This window comes from Xylophilus sp. GW821-FHT01B05 (assembly GCA_038961845.1).
Classification (GTDB): Bacteria; Pseudomonadota; Gammaproteobacteria; order Burkholderiales; family Burkholderiaceae_C; genus Xylophilus.
Genome location: CP152408.1, coordinates 2,873,477 through 2,889,576 on the forward strand (window position 1 = coordinate 2,873,477; position 16,100 = coordinate 2,889,576).

At 65.1% G+C, this 16,100-nt stretch carries 14 protein-coding genes; 7 read left to right on the plus strand and 7 right to left on the minus strand.

All coding sequences use genetic code 11. From position 1 onward, the window contains the following. Positions 1–16 precede the first annotated feature (16 nt). The 7 genes from AAFF27_13330 (at position 17) to AAFF27_13360 (ending at position 10,599) form a co-directional block, all read left to right on the plus strand. Positions 17–2,116, plus strand: coding sequence for a S8 family peptidase (locus AAFF27_13330; GenBank protein XAH26109.1), 2,100 nt, complete (start codon positions 17–19; stop codon positions 2,114–2,116). Positions 2,117–2,289: 173 nt separating this feature from the next. Further along, positions 2,290–4,677, plus strand: coding sequence for a Tex family protein (locus AAFF27_13335; protein XAH26110.1), 2,388 nt, complete (start codon positions 2,290–2,292; stop codon positions 4,675–4,677). 91 nt (positions 4,678–4,768) lie between these two features. Then, the gene (locus tag AAFF27_13340; GenBank protein XAH26111.1) at positions 4,769–5,593 is read left to right on the plus strand and encodes an HDOD domain-containing protein; all 825 of its coding nucleotides are present in this window, start codon (positions 4,769–4,771) and stop codon (positions 5,591–5,593) included. A 139-nt stretch (positions 5,594–5,732) separates the two neighbouring features. Beyond that, entirely contained in the window at positions 5,733–6,932 is a 1,200-nt protein-coding gene (locus AAFF27_13345) for an ABC transporter substrate-binding protein (GenBank protein ID XAH26112.1), read from the plus strand. Between the two features lie 97 nt (positions 6,933–7,029). Beyond that, positions 7,030–7,905 carry a branched-chain amino acid ABC transporter permease gene (locus tag AAFF27_13350; protein ID XAH26113.1) on the plus strand — a complete coding sequence of 292 codons (876 nt, stop codon included), beginning with the start codon at positions 7,030–7,032 and terminating at the stop codon, positions 7,903–7,905. A 17-nt stretch (positions 7,906–7,922) separates the two neighbouring features. Next, on the plus strand, positions 7,923–9,869 hold the full coding sequence (locus tag AAFF27_13355) for a branched-chain amino acid ABC transporter ATP-binding protein/permease (protein XAH26234.1): 1,947 nt from the start codon (positions 7,923–7,925) through the stop codon (positions 9,867–9,869). Positions 9,870–9,876: 7 nt separating this feature from the next. Next, positions 9,877–10,599: an ABC transporter ATP-binding protein gene (locus tag AAFF27_13360; GenBank protein ID XAH26114.1), complete on the plus strand. Its 723-nt coding sequence runs from the start codon at positions 9,877–9,879 to the stop codon at positions 10,597–10,599. Between the two features lie 54 nt (positions 10,600–10,653). On the opposite strand, the gene AAFF27_13365 is transcribed toward AAFF27_13360, so the two are convergent. The 7 genes from AAFF27_13365 to AAFF27_13395 all read right to left on the minus strand — a co-directional run bounded on the left by AAFF27_13365 (position 10,654) and on the right by AAFF27_13395 (position 16,089). Then, entirely contained in the window at positions 10,654–11,442 is a 789-nt protein-coding gene (locus AAFF27_13365) for an enoyl-CoA hydratase/isomerase family protein (GenBank protein ID XAH26115.1), read from the minus strand. 30 nt (positions 11,443–11,472) lie between these two features. Further along, complete coding sequence (locus AAFF27_13370) at positions 11,473–12,369, minus strand: alpha/beta hydrolase (protein XAH26116.1); 897 nt, start codon at positions 12,367–12,369, stop codon at positions 11,473–11,475. Positions 12,370–12,416: 47 nt separating this feature from the next. After that, positions 12,417–13,037: a flavin reductase family protein gene (locus tag AAFF27_13375; protein XAH26117.1), complete on the minus strand. Its 621-nt coding sequence runs from the start codon at positions 13,035–13,037 to the stop codon at positions 12,417–12,419. A gap of 230 nt (positions 13,038–13,267) precedes the next feature. Beyond that, a complete protein-coding gene (locus AAFF27_13380; GenBank protein XAH26118.1) occupies positions 13,268–13,681 on the minus strand; it encodes a tautomerase family protein in 414 nt (137 codons plus the stop codon). Positions 13,682–13,744: 63 nt separating this feature from the next. Continuing rightward, complete coding sequence (locus tag AAFF27_13385; protein ID XAH26119.1) at positions 13,745–14,155, minus strand: hypothetical protein; 411 nt, start codon at positions 14,153–14,155, stop codon at positions 13,745–13,747. A 48-nt stretch (positions 14,156–14,203) separates the two neighbouring features. Further along, a complete protein-coding gene (locus AAFF27_13390; GenBank protein XAH26120.1) occupies positions 14,204–15,097 on the minus strand; it encodes an alpha/beta hydrolase in 894 nt (297 codons plus the stop codon). 8 nt (positions 15,098–15,105) lie between these two features. After that, positions 15,106–16,089, minus strand: coding sequence for an MBL fold metallo-hydrolase (locus AAFF27_13395; protein ID XAH26121.1), 984 nt, complete (start codon positions 16,087–16,089; stop codon positions 15,106–15,108). Between the last annotated feature and the right edge of the window lie 11 nt (positions 16,090–16,100).

The following is a 16,100-nucleotide window of genomic DNA, read 5'->3' on the forward strand; positions in this document are numbered from 1 at the left end:
CAGCAGGTCTGCAGCGATGACAGCCAGGTCGCTCCTGCTCGGTGGCGGTGAAAAGCTGGCAATGCGTGCGCAGGCGCCCGAAGGCCAGGCCCGCGAACTGCACCGCGGCAGCCCCGAGGACTTGGCAGCCACCATCGACTCCATCAGGGAAGTCCGCAGGCTTCTGCAGGCCAGCCCGGCTGCGGCCAAGCCCGGCGGAGAGGCCGTGTTCGAAGCCCGACTGCACCCAGCCTTCCAGGAAGCACCGCACCTGGCCGTCGAACTGCTGCAGCGCGCTGGCTTGCGCGAGGTCGGCAGCAGGATGGCCCCGCTTGTTGCCGGGGGAGTGGCGCTGTCGCTGTTCGTCGCCGGCAGCGAACCGTCGCTCCATCGCTGGCAGGCGCTGCTGGCGGCCGGGCCGCATCCGGCGCGGTACGCCATTGCGCATGCGCACTGGAGCACGGCAGAAGAAAAAATCAAGGGCCCGCGCCCCCGCGACGGCAAGCCGCACCGGTTCCAGGCCGTGCTGCATGCGGGCGCCAACGACGCAAACGTATTGGCAGCGTTCCGGGCGTTTGCGCAGCAGTTGGACCTATCGCTGCATCCGGAGCGGTGCGTGCGCGCCGGCGGGCTGAGCTTCCTGCCGGTCATGGCGACGGCGGCCCAGGTGCGGGCCTTGGCTGAATTCGGCTTTCTGCGCCATGCACGTATGGCAGAGGCGCTGCTGGCGCCGCCCCTACCCATGCCGCGCCGCACCTTGCGCAAGGCGGGGCGCCCGCCGCAGACGCTGCCCCCGCTGTGCCCCGACCAGCGCGTCGCCATCTTCGACGCGGGATTGGGCGCAGCCGATCTGGGCCCCTGGGCGCGCGAGCATGTCTACCCCGAGACCGTGGCCACGGCGCAGGACTTCCTCGTTCACGGCTCGGAAGTCAGCTCGGCCTTTCTGTTCGGTCGCACCGGGGCGGATGCGTCCCTTGGCCGGCCCGTGACGGGCACGGACCACTACCGGGTACTCGCGCCGGACTCCTTCCATGACCCGGACCTGTTCGATGTTCTGTTGCGCATCAAGGCGGTACTGGAAACCGGACGGCACCGCTTCGCCAACATCAGCCTGGGGCCCAGGATGCCGGTGCGCGACGATGAGGTCCATGTCTGGACGGCGGTGCTGGAGCAGCTCTGCGAGCGCCACGACATCCTGCTGACCGTCGCAGCTGGCAATGACGGCGGGGCCGATGGGGCGCCCCGCATCCAGCCGCCGGCCGACATGGGCAACGCCGTTGCCGTAGGCGCCTGCGATGGCAGCGGCCCCCTGTGGCAGCGCGCGCCATACAGCGGCCGCGGGCCGGGACGCGCAGAACAGGTCAAGCCTGACGGGCTCGCCTTCGGCGGTTCCCGGCACGAACTGCTGGAGCTGTACAGCCCGCTTCTGGGGGAAGTGGTCGGCGTCTCGGGCACGAGCTACGCCGCGCCGCTGGTGCTGCGTACGGCCGCCAGCATGGCGGCCTGCGCGGCAGAGGATCTTTCTGCCTTGGCCCTGAAGGCGCTGCTTGTCCACCATGCCGAGCCGCATCCCGGCCAGGCCCATGCCGAGGTCGGATGGGGCCGCTTCAGAGACGGCGGGCTGGACATGCTCCGCTGCGTTCCGGGCTGCGTGACGGTGCTGTCTCGCGCCTCTATTGCCGCCGGCGAGTGCTGGCGCTTTCCCATTCCCCATCAGGGCGGCCAGGCCCTTGGCATAAGCGCCAGCTTCTGCGCTGGCCTGCACATGGGGCCCGAGCACGCCAGACAACGCGCGCATCCAGGCTTGGGCATCAGCTTCCGGCCGCTGGCAGGGCAGGGGGACATGCGCTCCAGGCCATTCTTCACCGCAGACGCCGGGCCGGAGCGCGGCATGGTCCTGCACCGTCAGCGTGACTTTGCGGACGGCGCGCTCGCGGAACCGGTCTTTGACATCGGCTACTGGGCCGGGGTGCCAGCAGCCCACCTGCCGGCAGGGGCCGCGCCGGTTGTCGATTGCGTCCTGGTGCTGAGCGTGCAGGCACCTGATGCCGCCGGCTTCTACGAGCTGATCCGCGCCCAACACCACAAGCTGCGGCCCATCGGCATACGTCCAGAGGCCGCAGCCAGCCTTGTTTGAGAAATATGGGTAAAAAGTGCCTCCAGCCCAGGTGTGGCATGGGCTTATAGCTATCTATTTTGAAGTTTCGGGCTCACGGCCAAAGCCGCTTCCGGCCTATGGCACACTCGCCCGCTTTCCTCCCTTTTTCGCGTTCACCTTCCCTCGCCGGCCCCGTGGCCGCGCGCCAAGACATGCAGAAAATCCTTCGCCAGATCGCCTCCGAAATCCGTGTGACCGAGCAGCAGGTGCGCACCGCCGTCGACCTGCTCGATGGCGGCGCCACCGTGCCCTTCATCGCCCGCTACCGCAAAGAGGCCACTGGCGGCCTGGACGACATCCAACTGCGTGAACTGGAAGCCCGCCTGTCTTACCTGCGCGAGCTGGAAGACCGCCGCGAGTCGGTGCTGAAAAGCATCGACGAACAAGGCAAGCTCACCCCCGCTCTGCGCGCTGCCATCGAGGCCGCGCCCACCAAGCAAGAGCTGGAAGACCTCTACCTGCCCTTCAAGCAGAAGCGCCGCACCAAGGGCCAGATCGCCCGCGAGTTCGGCATCGAGCCGCTGGCCGACAAGCTGTTTGCCGACCCCACGCTGGACCCAGCCGCAGAGGCCGCCGCCTTCACCCGCCCACCCGAAGTGCTGGACGACGGCAAGCCGGGCGCGGATTTCTCCACCGTGCCGGCGGTGCTGGATGGCGTGCGCGACATCTTGTCCGAGCGCTGGGCCGAAGACGCCGCGCTGGTGCAGGGCCTGCGCGAATGGCTCTGGACCGAAGGCCTGCTGCAAAGCAAGAAGGTCGAAGGCAAGGACGAGCAAAACCCCGACGTCGCCAAGTTTCGCGACTACTTTGAATACGACGAGCCGATCGGCCGCGTGCCCTCGCACCGTGCGCTGGCCGTGTTCCGTGGCCGCACGCTGGAGATCCTGGAAGCCAAGCTGGTCACCCCCGTGGCGGACGACGCCCCCACCACCGGCCGCGGCGCGCCGCCATCGCTGGCCGAAGGCCGCATTGCCCAGCACCTGGGCTGGAGCCATGCTGGGCGCCCGGCCGACGACCTGCTGCGCAAGTGCGTGGCCTGGACCTGGCGCGTCAAGCTCAGCCTGTCCACCGAGCGCGATTTGTTCACCCGCCTGCGCGAAGACGCAGAGAAGGTCGCCATCAAGGTCTTTGCCGACAACCTGCGCGACCTGCTGCTGGCCGCGCCGGCCGGCCCGCGCGTGGTGCTGGGGCTGGACCCAGGCATCCGCACCGGCGTGAAGGTGGCCGTGGTTGACACCACCGGCAAGCTGGTGGATACCGCCACCGTCTTCCCGCACGAGCCGCGCAAGGACTGGGAAGGCTCCCTGCACACGCTGGCCAAGCTCAGCGAGAAGCACGGCGTGAACCTGATCGCCATCGGCAACGGCACGGCCAGCCGCGAAACCGACAAGCTGGCCGCCGACCTGATGAAGCTGCTGGCCAAGGCCAGCGACCGCAAGATCGAAAAGGTGGTGGTGAGCGAGGCCGGCGCCTCGGTCTACTCCGCCAGCGAGTTCGCCAGCCAGGAAATGCCCGACGTCGACGTGAGCCTGCGCGGTGCCGCCAGCATCGCGCGCCGCCTGCAAGACCCGTTGGCCGAGCTGGTCAAGATCGACCCCAAGAGCATCGGCGTGGGCCAGTACCAGCACGACGTCAACCAGAGCGAGCTGGCCCGCACGTTGGATGCGGTGGTCGAAGACTGCGTGAACGCCGTCGGCGTAGACCTGAACACCGCCAGCGCGCCGCTGCTGTCGCGGGTATCGGGCCTGTCGGGCAGCGTGGCCAAGGCCGTGGTGCGCTGGCGCGAAGCCAACGGCGCCTTCGCCAACCGCCAGCAACTACTGGCCGTCACCGGCCTGGGCGCCAAGACCTTCGAGCAGAGCGCAGGCTTCTTGCGCATTCGTGGTGGCGACAACCCGCTGGACATGACCGGCGTGCACCCCGAAACCTACCCGGTGGTCGAGCAGATCATCGGCCGCGTTGGCCAGCCGATTGCTGATGTGATGGGCCGCTCCGACATGCTCAAGACGCTGCGGCCCGAGCTGTTCGCCAACGAGCGCTTTGGCGTCATCACCGTCAAGGACATCCTGGCCGAGCTGGAAAAGCCCGGCCGCGACCCGCGCCCGGACTTCAAGGTGGCGCGCTTCAACGACGGCGTGGACGACATCAAGGACCTGCGCGAAGGCATGGTGCTGGAGGGCACGGTCAGCAACGTCGCGCAGTTTGGCGCCTTCATCGACTTGGGCGTGCACCAGGATGGGCTGGTGCATGTGAGCCAGCTCGCCTACAAGTTCGTCAATGACGCACGTGAAGTGGTCAAGACCGGCGACATCGTCAAGGTGCGCGTGGTCGAGGTTGACGTCGAGCGCAAGCGTATCGGCCTGAGCATGAAGCTGGACGCCACCGGCACCACCCGCCGCGACGCCCCGCGCGAGAACCGCTTTGAGGCCGCAGGCCGTGGTGGCCAGCCGCGTCGGCCCGCACCGGCCCCCGCAGCCCCGGTGGGCGGCGCCATGGCATCAGCCTTCGCAAAACTGCAGAACCGCGGGCCCGGCAAGTAGTTACATGGTGTAAAACCGCAGGGGCCGCGTGCTGCGGCCTATTGCGGCGCGCCTTTTGCCTTCCACGACATTCACACAAAAAGACCACTCCATGGAGTTGAACGAGCTGCTGGCTTCGCCCACGGCACTTCCCAGCATCCCGAAGGTGGTGGCACTGTTGCTGAGTGAGCTTGACCGCGAGGAGCCCGACCTGCGCAAGGTCAGCCAGTTGATCAGCACCGACCCGGGCCTGACTGCGCGCGTGCTGCAGCTGGCCAATTCGGCCTTCTTCCAGCTGTCGCAGCGCATCGGCGGCGTGTCTGAAGCCCTGGCCATCCTGGGCCTGACGCACGTGCGCAGCCTGGTCAGTGCCGCCTCGCTGGGCGGAGCCTTTCGCTCGGTGCCGGGCGTCAACATGCAGCAGTTCTGGCGCTACAGCCTGGACGTGGCCAAGATATCGCGCTCGCTCGCCGGCATCGTGCACGAGAACCTGGGCACCGCCTTCACCTCGGGCCTGGTCCATGCCGTGGGTGAGCTGGTGATGCACACCGGCATGCCCGAGAAGATGCTGCCGCTCAATGAATCCGTGCCGCCGCTGGACCTGCGCCGGGCCCGCATAGAGCACCGCATGTTCGGCTACAGCTATGCAGAGGTCAGCGCCGGCCTGGCGCGCAGCTGGCAGTTTCCGACGCAGATCGTCGATGCGCTGCAGCACCAGCATGCCCCCTTCGACAACGATGCCTACGAACCTCTCGCCGGCATCATCCACCTGGCCACCTGGCGCGCCCGGGCCCGGGAGGCGCAGTTGGGGGAGAAGGAGCTCACCACCAGCTTCCCGGACGTGATCGGACTGGCCCTGGGCCTGGACATCGACGCGGTGCTGCAGCAAGACCCGATCGACTGGACCAGCCGCAGTGAGGCCGGGCCCTTTATCTGAGCGGCCCTGGGACGGGCTAGGGTTGTCACTCTCTGCAGCTGAGTGACTTCTGGATATGTTGGACATGCCCTGCAGGGCGGCATAGCAAGACCGATGCAGGCCGAGGTCCCTACCAGAACCATCGTTGGAGACACGTCCCATGCAACTCAGCTTCAAACTCCTGGCCATTGCAGGCGCCATTGCGTTCTCGGCCAGTGCCCTGGCGGCCGACCCGATCAAGATCGGCGTCGACGGCCCCTTCACCGGCGGCTCATCCTCGATGGGCGTCAGCATGCGCGACGGCGTGCGCCTTGCCGCCGATGAGATCAACAAGTCCGGCGGCGTGCTGGGCCGGCAGATCCAGCTCATAGAACGCGACGACGAGGCCAAGAACGAGCGCGGCGTGCAGATCGCCCAGGAGTTCATCAACAAGGAAAAGGTGGTGGCCGTGGTCGGCTACATCAACACCGGCGTGGCGCTGGCCTCGCAGCGCTTCTTCCAGGACGCCAAGATCCCGGTACTGAACAACGTGGCGACCGGTTCCGTCATCACCCACCAGTTCGACAAGGACCCGGACAACTACGTCTTCCGCAACGCCGCGCACGACAGCATCCAGGCGCCGATGATCGTGGAAGAGGCCGTGACCCGTCGCGGCTTCAAGAAGGTTGCCATCCTGGCCGACTCCACCAACTACGGCCAACTTGGCCGCGAAGACCTGGAGAAGGCGCTCAAGGCCAAGGGCATCACGCCGGTGGCCGTCGAGAAGTTCAACATTAAGGACGTCGACATGACGGCCCAGTTGCTCAAGGCAAAAGAGGCCGGCGCCGAAGCCGTGCTGACCTACGGCATCGGCCCCGAGCTGGCGCAGATCGCCAACGGCATGACCAAGCTTGGCTGGAAGGTGCCCATGATCGGCAGTTGGACCCTGGCCATGGCCAACTACATCGACAACGCCGGCCCGGGCGGGGAGGGCGCGCGCATGCCGCAGACCTTCATCCAGGAGCCCACCACGCCCAAGCGCAAAGCCTTCATCGACGCCTTCGTGAAAACCTTCAAGCCCAAGAATGGCCGCATGGATTCACCGGTGTCGGCCGCCCAGGGCTATGACTCGATCTACCTGCTGGCTGCGGCCATCAAGCAGGCCGGCAGCACCGACGGCCCCAAGATCAAGGCCGCGCTGGAAGACCTGCAGGCACCGGTCGAAGGCGTGGTGACCACCTACAACAAGCCTTTCAGCAAGACCGACCACGACGCCATCACGGCCAACATCCCGGTGTTTGGCGAGGTCAAGGGCGGCCGCGTGGTGTTTGCCAATCCGGACGACCAGAAGAACGCCGGCCAGGTCCGGCTCAAGCAGTAAGCAGCCTCCTGCCCGCGCCGCCCCGGATCACTCCTCGGCGGCGTTCTTCATTCATAGGCCGCCACCCAGCGCGCTCAGCGACACCCCGAGGCCCGCCATGCAAATCCTCACCCAACTCATCTTCAGCGGTATTGCGCTGGGCATGATCTACGCCGTCATCGCGTTCGGCTACCAGCTCACCTTTGCCACGTCCGACACCCTCAACTTTGGCCAGGGCGATGCGCTGATGCTGGGCGCGCTGGTGGGCTTGACCCTGGTGGGCCTAGGCGTGAACTACTGGCTGATGATTCCGCTGGTTTGCCTGTTTGGCGCCTTCCAGGGCGCGGTGGTCGAGCGCATCGGCGTGCGGCCGGCGATCAAGATCAAGTCGGAGTTTGGCTGGATCATGTCCACCATCGCGCTGGGCATCATCTTCAAGAACGTGGCGGAAAACGTCTGGGGCCGGGACGACCTCAAGTTTCCGTCGCCGCTGCCCGAGTCGCCGCTCAAGTTTCTGGGCGCCAACGTGCTGCCGATGGAAATCCTGGTGGTGGGCGGTGCGCTGCTGATGATGCTGGCGGTAGAGCTGTTCAACCGCCGCTCCATCTACGGCAAGGCCGTGGTCGCCACCTTCAACGACCGTGATGCCGCCAAGCTGATGGGCATCAACACCGGCTTGGTGATTACCTTCTCTTATGCGCTGTCGTCCATGACGGCGGCCTTTGCCGGAGTGCTGATCGCGCCGCTGACGTTGACCGGTGCCACCATGGGCGCGGTGCTGGGCCTGAAGGCCTTTGCCGTCGCCATCATCGGCGGGCTGACCAGCGGCATGGGCATCGTGGTGGGCGGCATCATCCTCGGCGTGGCCGAGACCACCACCGGTTTCTACCTCAGCACCGGCTACAAGGACGTGCCTGGCCTGGTGCTGCTGCTGATCGTGCTGGCGGTACGCCCGGCCGGCCTGTTCGGCAAGACTGCCATCAAGAAGGTATGAGCGTGGTGTCTCAGAAAATGAAACCCAGCCAGCTCCTGCTGGCCATCGCCGGTGTTGCCGCTCTGCTGCTGTTCCCCATAGGCATAGACAACCCGTACTACATCCACCTGCTCGAAACCATCATGATCTACGCGATCCTGCTGTTCGGGCTCGACATCGTGGTCGGCTACACCGGCCAGGTGTCGCTGGGCCATGCTGGCCTGTTCGGCCTGGGGGCCTATGCGGCGGGTGTGCTGGTCTTCAAGCTGGACGCGCCGTTCTGGGTCACGGTGCCGGTGGCAATCCTGTTCACCGCCGGCTTTGGCGCATTGCTGGCGCTGCCGGCGCTGCGGGTGTCGGGGCCCTACCTGGCCATGGTGACGCTGGCCTTTGGCACCATCATCCAGATCCTCATCAACGAGATGAGCTTTCTTACCGAAGGCCCCATGGGCATCAAGCTCGACAAGCCCTCGCTGTTCGGCCACAAGCTGGATGAGCGCGAGTACTACTGGGTGGTGGCGGTGCTGATGGTGCTGGCGCTGATCGTGGTGCACCGCATCCTGCGCTCGCACCTGGGCCGGGCCTTCGAGGCACTGCGCGGCAGCCCGGTGGCGTCGGACTGCATGGGCGTATCGGTCTACCGCTACAAGGTCTACGCCTTTGTCATCAGCGCGGGCTTTGCGGGGCTGGCAGGCTGCCTGTATGCGTACTCCGAGCAGTACATATCGCCCAACTCCTACAACTTCGAGCTGACCGTGCTGTTCCTGCTGGCGGTCATCATGGGCGGGCGCAAGAGCCGCATCGGCTCGATGATCGGCGCGGCCATCATCGTGCTGCTGCCCAAGCTGCTCGACGATGTGGTGCTGTTCCGCTATGTGTCGGTGACGCTGGCACTGCTGGTGCTGGTCACGGCCGTGGTCGCCATCCGGCGCGGGCGCGCCACGCCAGCGCAAATGGCGATTCCGGTGGTCGGCAGCATTGCGCTGGCAGGCCTGGCCTTCTGGCTGGACGCCATGACCGATTGGCGGCTGTCGATCTTCGGCGTGATCATGCTGTTCGTCGTGTACTACCTGCAGGATGGCATCGTTGGCTTTGTGCGCAAGGCCTTCAACATGCGCCGGCTCCAGCCGCTGCCTGATCAGGCAGGGGAGGGCGGGGCGCGATCAGACGCCGTATCCACCGCTGCCAATGCCGGCGCTACCGGGGAAATACTGCAAGCCTCCGGCGTGCTGATGCAGTTTGGCGGCCTGAAGGCCTTGAACAACGTCGACCTGAGCATCCAGCGCGGCAGCATCCACGGCCTGATCGGCCCGAATGGCTCGGGCAAGAGCACCATGATGAATGTGCTGACGGGCATCTACGTGCCCACGGCCGGTGCCATCTCCTTTGCGGGCCGCTCGCTGGTCGGCCGCAACTCGGCCGACATTGCCCTGTCCGGTATCGCGCGCACCTTCCAGAACGTGCAGCTGTTTGGCGAGATGACTGCGCTGCAGAACGTGCAGGTGGGCCTGCACCACAGTTTCAGCAGCAACCTGTTTGACGTGGCGGTGGGTACGCCGCGCTATCGCCGCGAGCGCGAGGCCGCAGCCAGCCGCGCCTTGGGCCTGCTGAGCTTCGTCGGGCTGGGAGCGCTTGCGGCCGAGGAGGCACGCAACCTTCCCTACGGCAAGCAGCGCTTGCTGGAGATTGCCCGGGCGCTGGCGCTGGACCCGCAACTGCTGCTGCTGGACGAGCCGGCGGCCGGCCTCACGGCGCCCGACATCAAGGAGCTGATCGCCATCATCCGCAAGATCCGCGAGCACGGCGTGACCGTGATCCTGATCGAGCACCACATGGACGTGGTGATGGGCATGTGCGACACGGTGTCGGTGCTGGACTTTGGCCAGAAGATCGCCGAGGGCAAGCCCGCTGCGGTGCAAGCCGACCCAAAGGTGATTGAAGCCTATCTGGGTGGCCAGGACACGGGAGGCGCGCAGCCCGCGTGAGAACAAGATGCTGACCATCCACAATCTCTCCGCTGGCTACGGCAAGGTGCAGGTGCTGCACGGCATATCGATCGAGGTGCCCAAGGGCAAGGTCGTGACCTTAATCGGCTCCAACGGCGCCGGCAAGACCACCACCATGCGCGCTGTCTCCGGCATGATCGCCCCGACTGCGGGCGAGATCACGCTCAACGGCAAGCGCATCGACGGGCTCGAGTCCTATCACATCGCCAAGCTGGGCCTGGCCCATTCGCCCGAAGGCCGGCGCGTGTTCGCCACCATGACGGTCACCGACAACCTGACCCTGGGTGCCTTCCCTCGCCTGACCGGCAGCCGGCCGCGCGGCGACGTGGCGGGCGACCTGGAGCGCGCGCTGGAGCTATTCCCCAGCCTGAAAGAGCGCCGCACCCAACTGGCCGGCACCTTGTCGGGCGGCGAACAGCAGATGCTGGCCATGGCCCGCGCCGTCATGCTCAACCCCGAGGTCGTGCTGCTCGATGAGCCCTCGATGGGCCTGGCGCCGATCCTGGTGGCCGAGGTGTTTCGCATCATCGAGCGGCTCAAGAGCGAGGGCGTGACCATGCTGCTGGTCGAGCAGTTCGCTGCCGCCGCACTCGGCGTGGCCGACTACGGCTACGTGCTGGAGAACGGCCGCATCTCGCTGCACGGCCCGGCGGAGAAGCTGCGCAACGACCCCGCCGTCAAGGCCGCCTATCTGGGCGGTGGCCACTGACTCAGAAGCGCACCGTCGCTTTCAGGTTGTTGACCACAGGGCTTGCGTGGCGGATCAACGGCCCTTGAATTCGAGCAGCGGGCGCGGCGCACCGGCCTTCAGGGCCTTGATGGCCGAAGCAAGCCCGTCCTTCGCGTCTTCTGTCTCGAACAAGGGCATGGCAACGTTGAACATCACATCGTCGGCCGCCTGGACACCGCCGTTGGCCCAGGCGCGCAGCAAGGCCTTGTGGGCGGCGTGGGCGCGTGTCGGGCCGTGCACGAACTTCGCGGCGAACGCGTGCGCCTCTGCAAGCAGCCCGGCATCGGCGACGACGCGGTTGATCACGCCGAAGCGCTCCATCGTCGCGGCGGGGACGCGCTCGGAAGTCAGCGCCCATTCCATCGCACGTGCGCGTCCTGCTCGTTCGGCGACGCGGTAGATGCCGCCCAGCAGGGTCACCAAGGCAAGCGACTGTTCCGGATGGCAGAACGTTGCGCTTTCGGCGGCAAAGATGACATCGGCACGCAAGGCCAACTCGAAGCCACCGCCTGCGCACAAGCCGTGCACCACCGCGATGACAGGCAGGGGCAGACGTTCGAAGCGATTGAAGACGTCCATGTAACCCTCGAAGCGGGCACGCAACTGGCGGGGGGTGTCATCGGGCCAGGACGTGATGTCGCCGCCAAAGCTGAAGTTCTCGCCTTCAGCGCGCACCAGCACGACGCGCGCGTCACTGCGTTCGATCGCGCTGACTGCCGTGGCCAGTTCGTCAACCATCTGGTCGTCGATGCGGTTTTGCGGCGAGCGGTCGAGAATGATCGTGGCAATGCCATGCTCGATGGTATGGGTGAGATGAGACATGTCGGGCTCCTGCGTTGTCGCAAGTTGAGGTTATGCGAGGTGTTCCTTGAACCAGTCCAGCGCGGCGGCACTGGATTGATCGAATCTGGTGATGTACGGATCGAAGTGGCCGCCGGGGATCGTCACGAGGCGCTTCGGCTCAAGGGCGCGCTCGTAGGCGGCCAGTTCGAGATCGGTCAGCGTGACCGTGTCCTGCAGCGCGACGATCATCAGCAGTGGCGTGGGAGACACGCGCGCAATCCACGCGCCCGGTTCGTACATGCGCGCGGCGCGCGTCGAGCGCACCGTGACGCTGTTCTCCCAGGCGCCGTCGGGCACGGGCTGCAGATAGAACTCGATGGCATCCTTGGCGCGGTAGGAAGCAGGGACGGCCGGATCGGCGCTGACGATCGTCTGCCGGCGCGGCGGCTCGCCGCGCGCCTGCGCGCGTTCGTCCGCCGAGAAGGCCTCCTCGATGGCGGCGACGGCGTCGGGCGGAATGCGGCGCAGTCCTTGCTCGAAGCCGCTGATGGTCGGCACCTGCGCGACGACCGCGCGCAAGCGGCGTTCGGTTGCGCCAAGCACGAGCGCGTGGCCGCCGGCATAGCTCGTGCCCCACAAGCCGATGCGCTTTGCATCGACGACGTCCTGGTGTTCGAGGAAGCTGATCGCGCGCCGCCAATCGGCGATCTGACGCCATGGGTCGATATCCTGGCGCGGCGTGCCGTCGCTGGCGCCGAAGTTGCGGTGATCGTGCAGGAGGACGACAAAGCCGTTGGAGGCGAATTTCTCGGCGAATCGCTCCAGGCCGTGCTCCTTCACGCCGGCATAGCCATGCGCCATGGTGATGGCGGGATGGGGGCCGGTGCCGCCGGTGGGCACATAGAGCCAGCCGCGCAGCGTGACGCCGCCCTCGGCTTCGAATGCGATATCGGTGCGTTGAAACATGGGGGTTCTCCTTGTAGAAAGATGTCAGGCTCTTGTTCTGCGCCAAGTCAAGCACCCGGTCGCTCAAGCGTGAAGAGCTGCCCCGCGCTGATCTCGAAGTAGTCGGCCGGCCCACCGCCGCGCAGGATCGGGCGCGCCTGCGCCGTCTGGTACACGCCGTCCTTGATCAGCTGCCGGTCAATGTGGATCGCCACTGCTTCGCCCAACACCAGCCACGCCGGGAGCGCTGCGCCGCCCTGCGCCTCAAGCTGCACGATCTGGGTGACCACGCACTCGAACTGCACCGGGCTGGCCGCAACGCGCGATGGCCGCACCTTGGCAGAGGGCAGCGTCTCCAGCTTGGCCAACTCGAACTCATCGACGTGCGCGGGCGCCATCGCCGCGGAGGCGTTCATCGCCTCGGCGAGCTCTCGCGTCGCCAGATTCCATACGAACTCGCCGGTGTCACGCACGTTGGCGAGCGAGTCCTTGGCACCCAGCGAGCAAAAGCCGACGATCGGCGGCTTGTAGCTGAACAGGTTGAAGAAGCTGTAGGGCGCAAGATTGCGCACGCCGTCGTTAGAGACTGTGCTGATCCAGCCGATCGGTCGCGGAGCGACGATGGCGTTGAGCGGGTCGTGACGCAGGGAATGCCCCTGCGCCGGTTCGTAGAAATGCCAGTCGGTCATAGCTTTACCTCTTTTGGGGCGGGCGCAAGAAATGCGGGCTCCAACGCCTCCGGGTCGGTGCGCGTTTGCAGCACCAGGGTCGGCGTGGTGGCTGTATTCGTCGCGAGACCCGTCCAGAGAATGGCGTCGGATCGGAGCCGCATGAGTCCCAGGCCTGAGAAACGGATGAGACATCCGTTTCAAGTCAATGTCGCTGCCCCGTTTCCAGGAACAGGGCAGCTTCGTCCTTCTTACTTGTTGACCCAAGGCATAGAGAGGTCGATGTCAGAGACCAGTTTTCCACCGCCGAAGCTCATGTTCTCCAATGGAATGGCATACATCAGCAGGCTGATATCGTCTTCGCTGACGCCAACCTTTTCTACTGCGTATCGGGTAACCAACTCCGCGAGCTTGCGTTTCTGCTCCACCGTCCTGCTGGTACCGAACGTCACCGTTACGACCATGCGCTTGTCGGATCTGTTCATGCCAGGAAAGGTCGGATGGATGAAGAGTTCATCATCCTTGTGTTCACTGATGATGACGAAACGGTCATCCATAGGCGCATCCATGGCTTCATGAAGAGCAAGATTCAAGGCATCCGCCAGGGCGCGCTTCTGTTCGCTGGAAAACTTTTGAGCCGGAATGTGGGCGTGAAATATTGGCATAAGTAGTGGCTCGTTTGTGTTGTTCAGGTTGAACGAGGCGATGACGTTGGTTGTTTTCCCGGCTTAGCTAAAGAAGTCTTGACCGAGTGTTCCTGCGAGCCGCTCCTTGAGGCCAGACGAGAACTCACGAACGACGGGAAACGGGCTCTGAAAGAGCTTGATGTTGTGGATGAGGCCAGCCTCATTCCGAGTGATGATGGTGATGCCGGCGATCGGCTTGCCAGCGTGGGTGGCATCCCACTCAAGGTAAGTCTTCGCACCGTCAACCGTCTCCGCCGTGAACGCGAAGTGTTCGTACATCGTGCTCGTCGCGGTAAAGAACGCCCCGATCAGTGCCGGGCCGACCACGGCCTTGCTGAGGGCTGAGGTCTGAAGGCTGGCGTCAGCGGTGAACGACGTTGCGAAGTCGCTCGTTCCTTTCTTCTTGACGATTTGCATCCATGCCGTTCCCGGCGTGCTGGTGTCCGTAGTCATTGCAATTTCCTGTCTAGTGTCTGTGTCTTCGTTGAGGGCGCGCGCATGCTATTTCTCGAGGTGCGCGATGAGAAACTCGCCAGCTCTCTGCAGCGCGTCGTGGGCCTGAGGCAAGGAGCCTGTCTGAATGTGCCAAACGTGCAGCATCTCCGGCCAGACCTCAAGGCGGGACTCGCCGCCGGCCGCGCGCACCTTTCGGTCAATTTCAATCGCGTCGTCGAGAAGTACTTCGTCGCTTCCGACGTGGATGAGCACAGGAGGAAAACCGTGCATGTCGGCGAACATGGGCGAGATGCGCGGATCCTTCAAATCGTGCTTGCCAGCGTAGGCCTCGACCATCTCCCGCATCGCGCTCGCGTTGACCATGGGGTCGCGGTCGGCCAACTGCGTCAACGAGGGCAGCGTCAGTGTTAGGTCTGCCCATGGGCTAATCAGTAGCGCTGCTCGCGCGTCCTTATGGCCCTTCGAGGATGCGTAGGCAAGAAGGTTGAGAACCATGCCACCGCCACTGGAGTCTCCTGTCACGGCGAACGGCTTGCCAAGCGCACGCACTGCTTCGTAGCCGCGGATGGACTCGTCGTAGGAAGCGGGAAATGGATGCTCGGGTGCCTTGGAGTGGTCCAGAACGATGACCTGGGACTTGGCTGCTCGAGACAGCTCTCCGAGCATGCCCACATGCGAGGCCGGAGAGCCAGCCACCCAGCCACCACCGTGGAAATGGTAGATGACCCGGTCTTTGGACGCGCCGGGAGCCGTAATCGCCACAGCGGCTACGCCACCGAGTTCGGTCGGCTCGATGCTTAGGTCAGCCGCGGGCGGGTTTGCTTGTGAAATCGCCTCCATGCCGACGCGGAGCGTCTCGATTGTGTTTACGGGATGCGCAAAATTGAAGGCGAACATCGCATCGCGCAGCTTGCGGATGGAAGATGAGTCATAGGTCATGGTTCAGCTCACTTCAGGTCGCGGAAGGTCGCCGGCACCCAGTCGTAGCCAGCGCCGGTGTCGTCCTTGCGAACACGGCCCAGGCCAGGGAACGGCATGTGGGCGGCGGCGATCATCGTTTTGTCCGCAGCGAGTGTCACCAGAAGGGCTTCACGTGTCTTGACAGCCGATTCGCTGTCCGAGTCGAAGACGATGCTGACTTCTGGGTGTGGCATCTGGACGGCCCCAACATGAGCTACGTCGCCCCAGACCAGCAGCGACTCACCCTTCGAGGAAATCGTGTAGCCGGTGTGACCGGGCGTGTGGCCGGGAATGGCATACGGCGTGATGCCGGGGACGATTGCGTCCATGCTTTCGTACGGCTTCCATTTGCCTGCAGCGATGTAAGGCGCGGCGGCATCCTGTGCCACCGTGAAGAAGATTTTTGCTTCTTCCGGGGCCTTGGCCATGATTTCCTTCGATAGCCAGAAATCGGCGTCGGCCTTCTTCATCATCACGGTCGCGTTCGCGAAGACGCGTTTCCCGTCTTTGTAGATTCCGCCGGCATGGTCAGCGTGAAGATGGGTCAGCAGCACCAGGTCAACCTGCTCCGGCTTGTAGCCGGAGGCCTTCAAGTTCTGTACGAGCTTGCCCAGCGCGGGGCCGCCCCAGTGGCCGCCTGCACCAGCATCGATGAGAACGAGCTTGGAGCCGGTGTTGACGAGGTAGCCTTGGACGGTGGCCGAGACGTTCTTGGGATCGTTTTGGAAGGAGCGCGCCAGGAGGGACTGGATGAGCGCTGGATCGCCATGCAGAAGGCTGGAGTCAATGCCGGCGCCGCCGTCATGGAGCGCGGTGACTTCATAGCCGCCAATCATCGCGCGATAGAAGCCCGGAGCCTGCTTGTGCTGCATCGGCGCTGCAGCTTGGGCCGGTGCTACCGCAACGAAGGTGCCAACGAATGCCAGCGATACCGCGAGCACGGCACGCGAAGTGATGGTGGAGAATTTCATGGTGTGTCCTA

Coding starts and splice junctions, on each gene's coding strand:
- AAFF27_13375 (XAH26117.1), bottom strand. CDS start 13,037: ATGACCGACTGGCATTTCTACGAACCGGCGCAGGGGCATTCCCTGCGT.
- AAFF27_13350 (XAH26113.1), top strand. CDS start 7,030: ATGCAAATCCTCACCCAACTCATCTTCAGCGGTATTGCGCTGGGCATG.
- AAFF27_13395 (XAH26121.1), bottom strand. CDS start 16,089: ATGAAATTCTCCACCATCACTTCGCGTGCCGTGCTCGCGGTATCGCTG.
- AAFF27_13365 (XAH26115.1), bottom strand. CDS start 11,442: ATGTCTCATCTCACCCATACCATCGAGCATGGCATTGCCACGATCATT.
- AAFF27_13355 (XAH26234.1), top strand. CDS start 7,923: ATGAAACCCAGCCAGCTCCTGCTGGCCATCGCCGGTGTTGCCGCTCTG.
- AAFF27_13370 (XAH26116.1), bottom strand. CDS start 12,369: ATGTTTCAACGCACCGATATCGCATTCGAAGCCGAGGGCGGCGTCACG.
- AAFF27_13360 (XAH26114.1), top strand. CDS start 9,877: ATGCTGACCATCCACAATCTCTCCGCTGGCTACGGCAAGGTGCAGGTG.
- AAFF27_13340 (XAH26111.1), top strand. CDS start 4,769: ATGGAGTTGAACGAGCTGCTGGCTTCGCCCACGGCACTTCCCAGCATC.
- AAFF27_13390 (XAH26120.1), bottom strand. CDS start 15,097: ATGACCTATGACTCATCTTCCATCCGCAAGCTGCGCGATGCGATGTTC.
- AAFF27_13345 (XAH26112.1), top strand. CDS start 5,733: ATGCAACTCAGCTTCAAACTCCTGGCCATTGCAGGCGCCATTGCGTTC.
- AAFF27_13385 (XAH26119.1), bottom strand. CDS start 14,155: ATGACTACGGACACCAGCACGCCGGGAACGGCATGGATGCAAATCGTC.
- AAFF27_13380 (XAH26118.1), bottom strand. CDS start 13,681: ATGCCAATATTTCACGCCCACATTCCGGCTCAAAAGTTTTCCAGCGAA.
- AAFF27_13335 (XAH26110.1), top strand. CDS start 2,290: ATGCAGAAAATCCTTCGCCAGATCGCCTCCGAAATCCGTGTGACCGAG.
- AAFF27_13330 (XAH26109.1), top strand. CDS start 17: ATGACAGCCAGGTCGCTCCTGCTCGGTGGCGGTGAAAAGCTGGCAATG.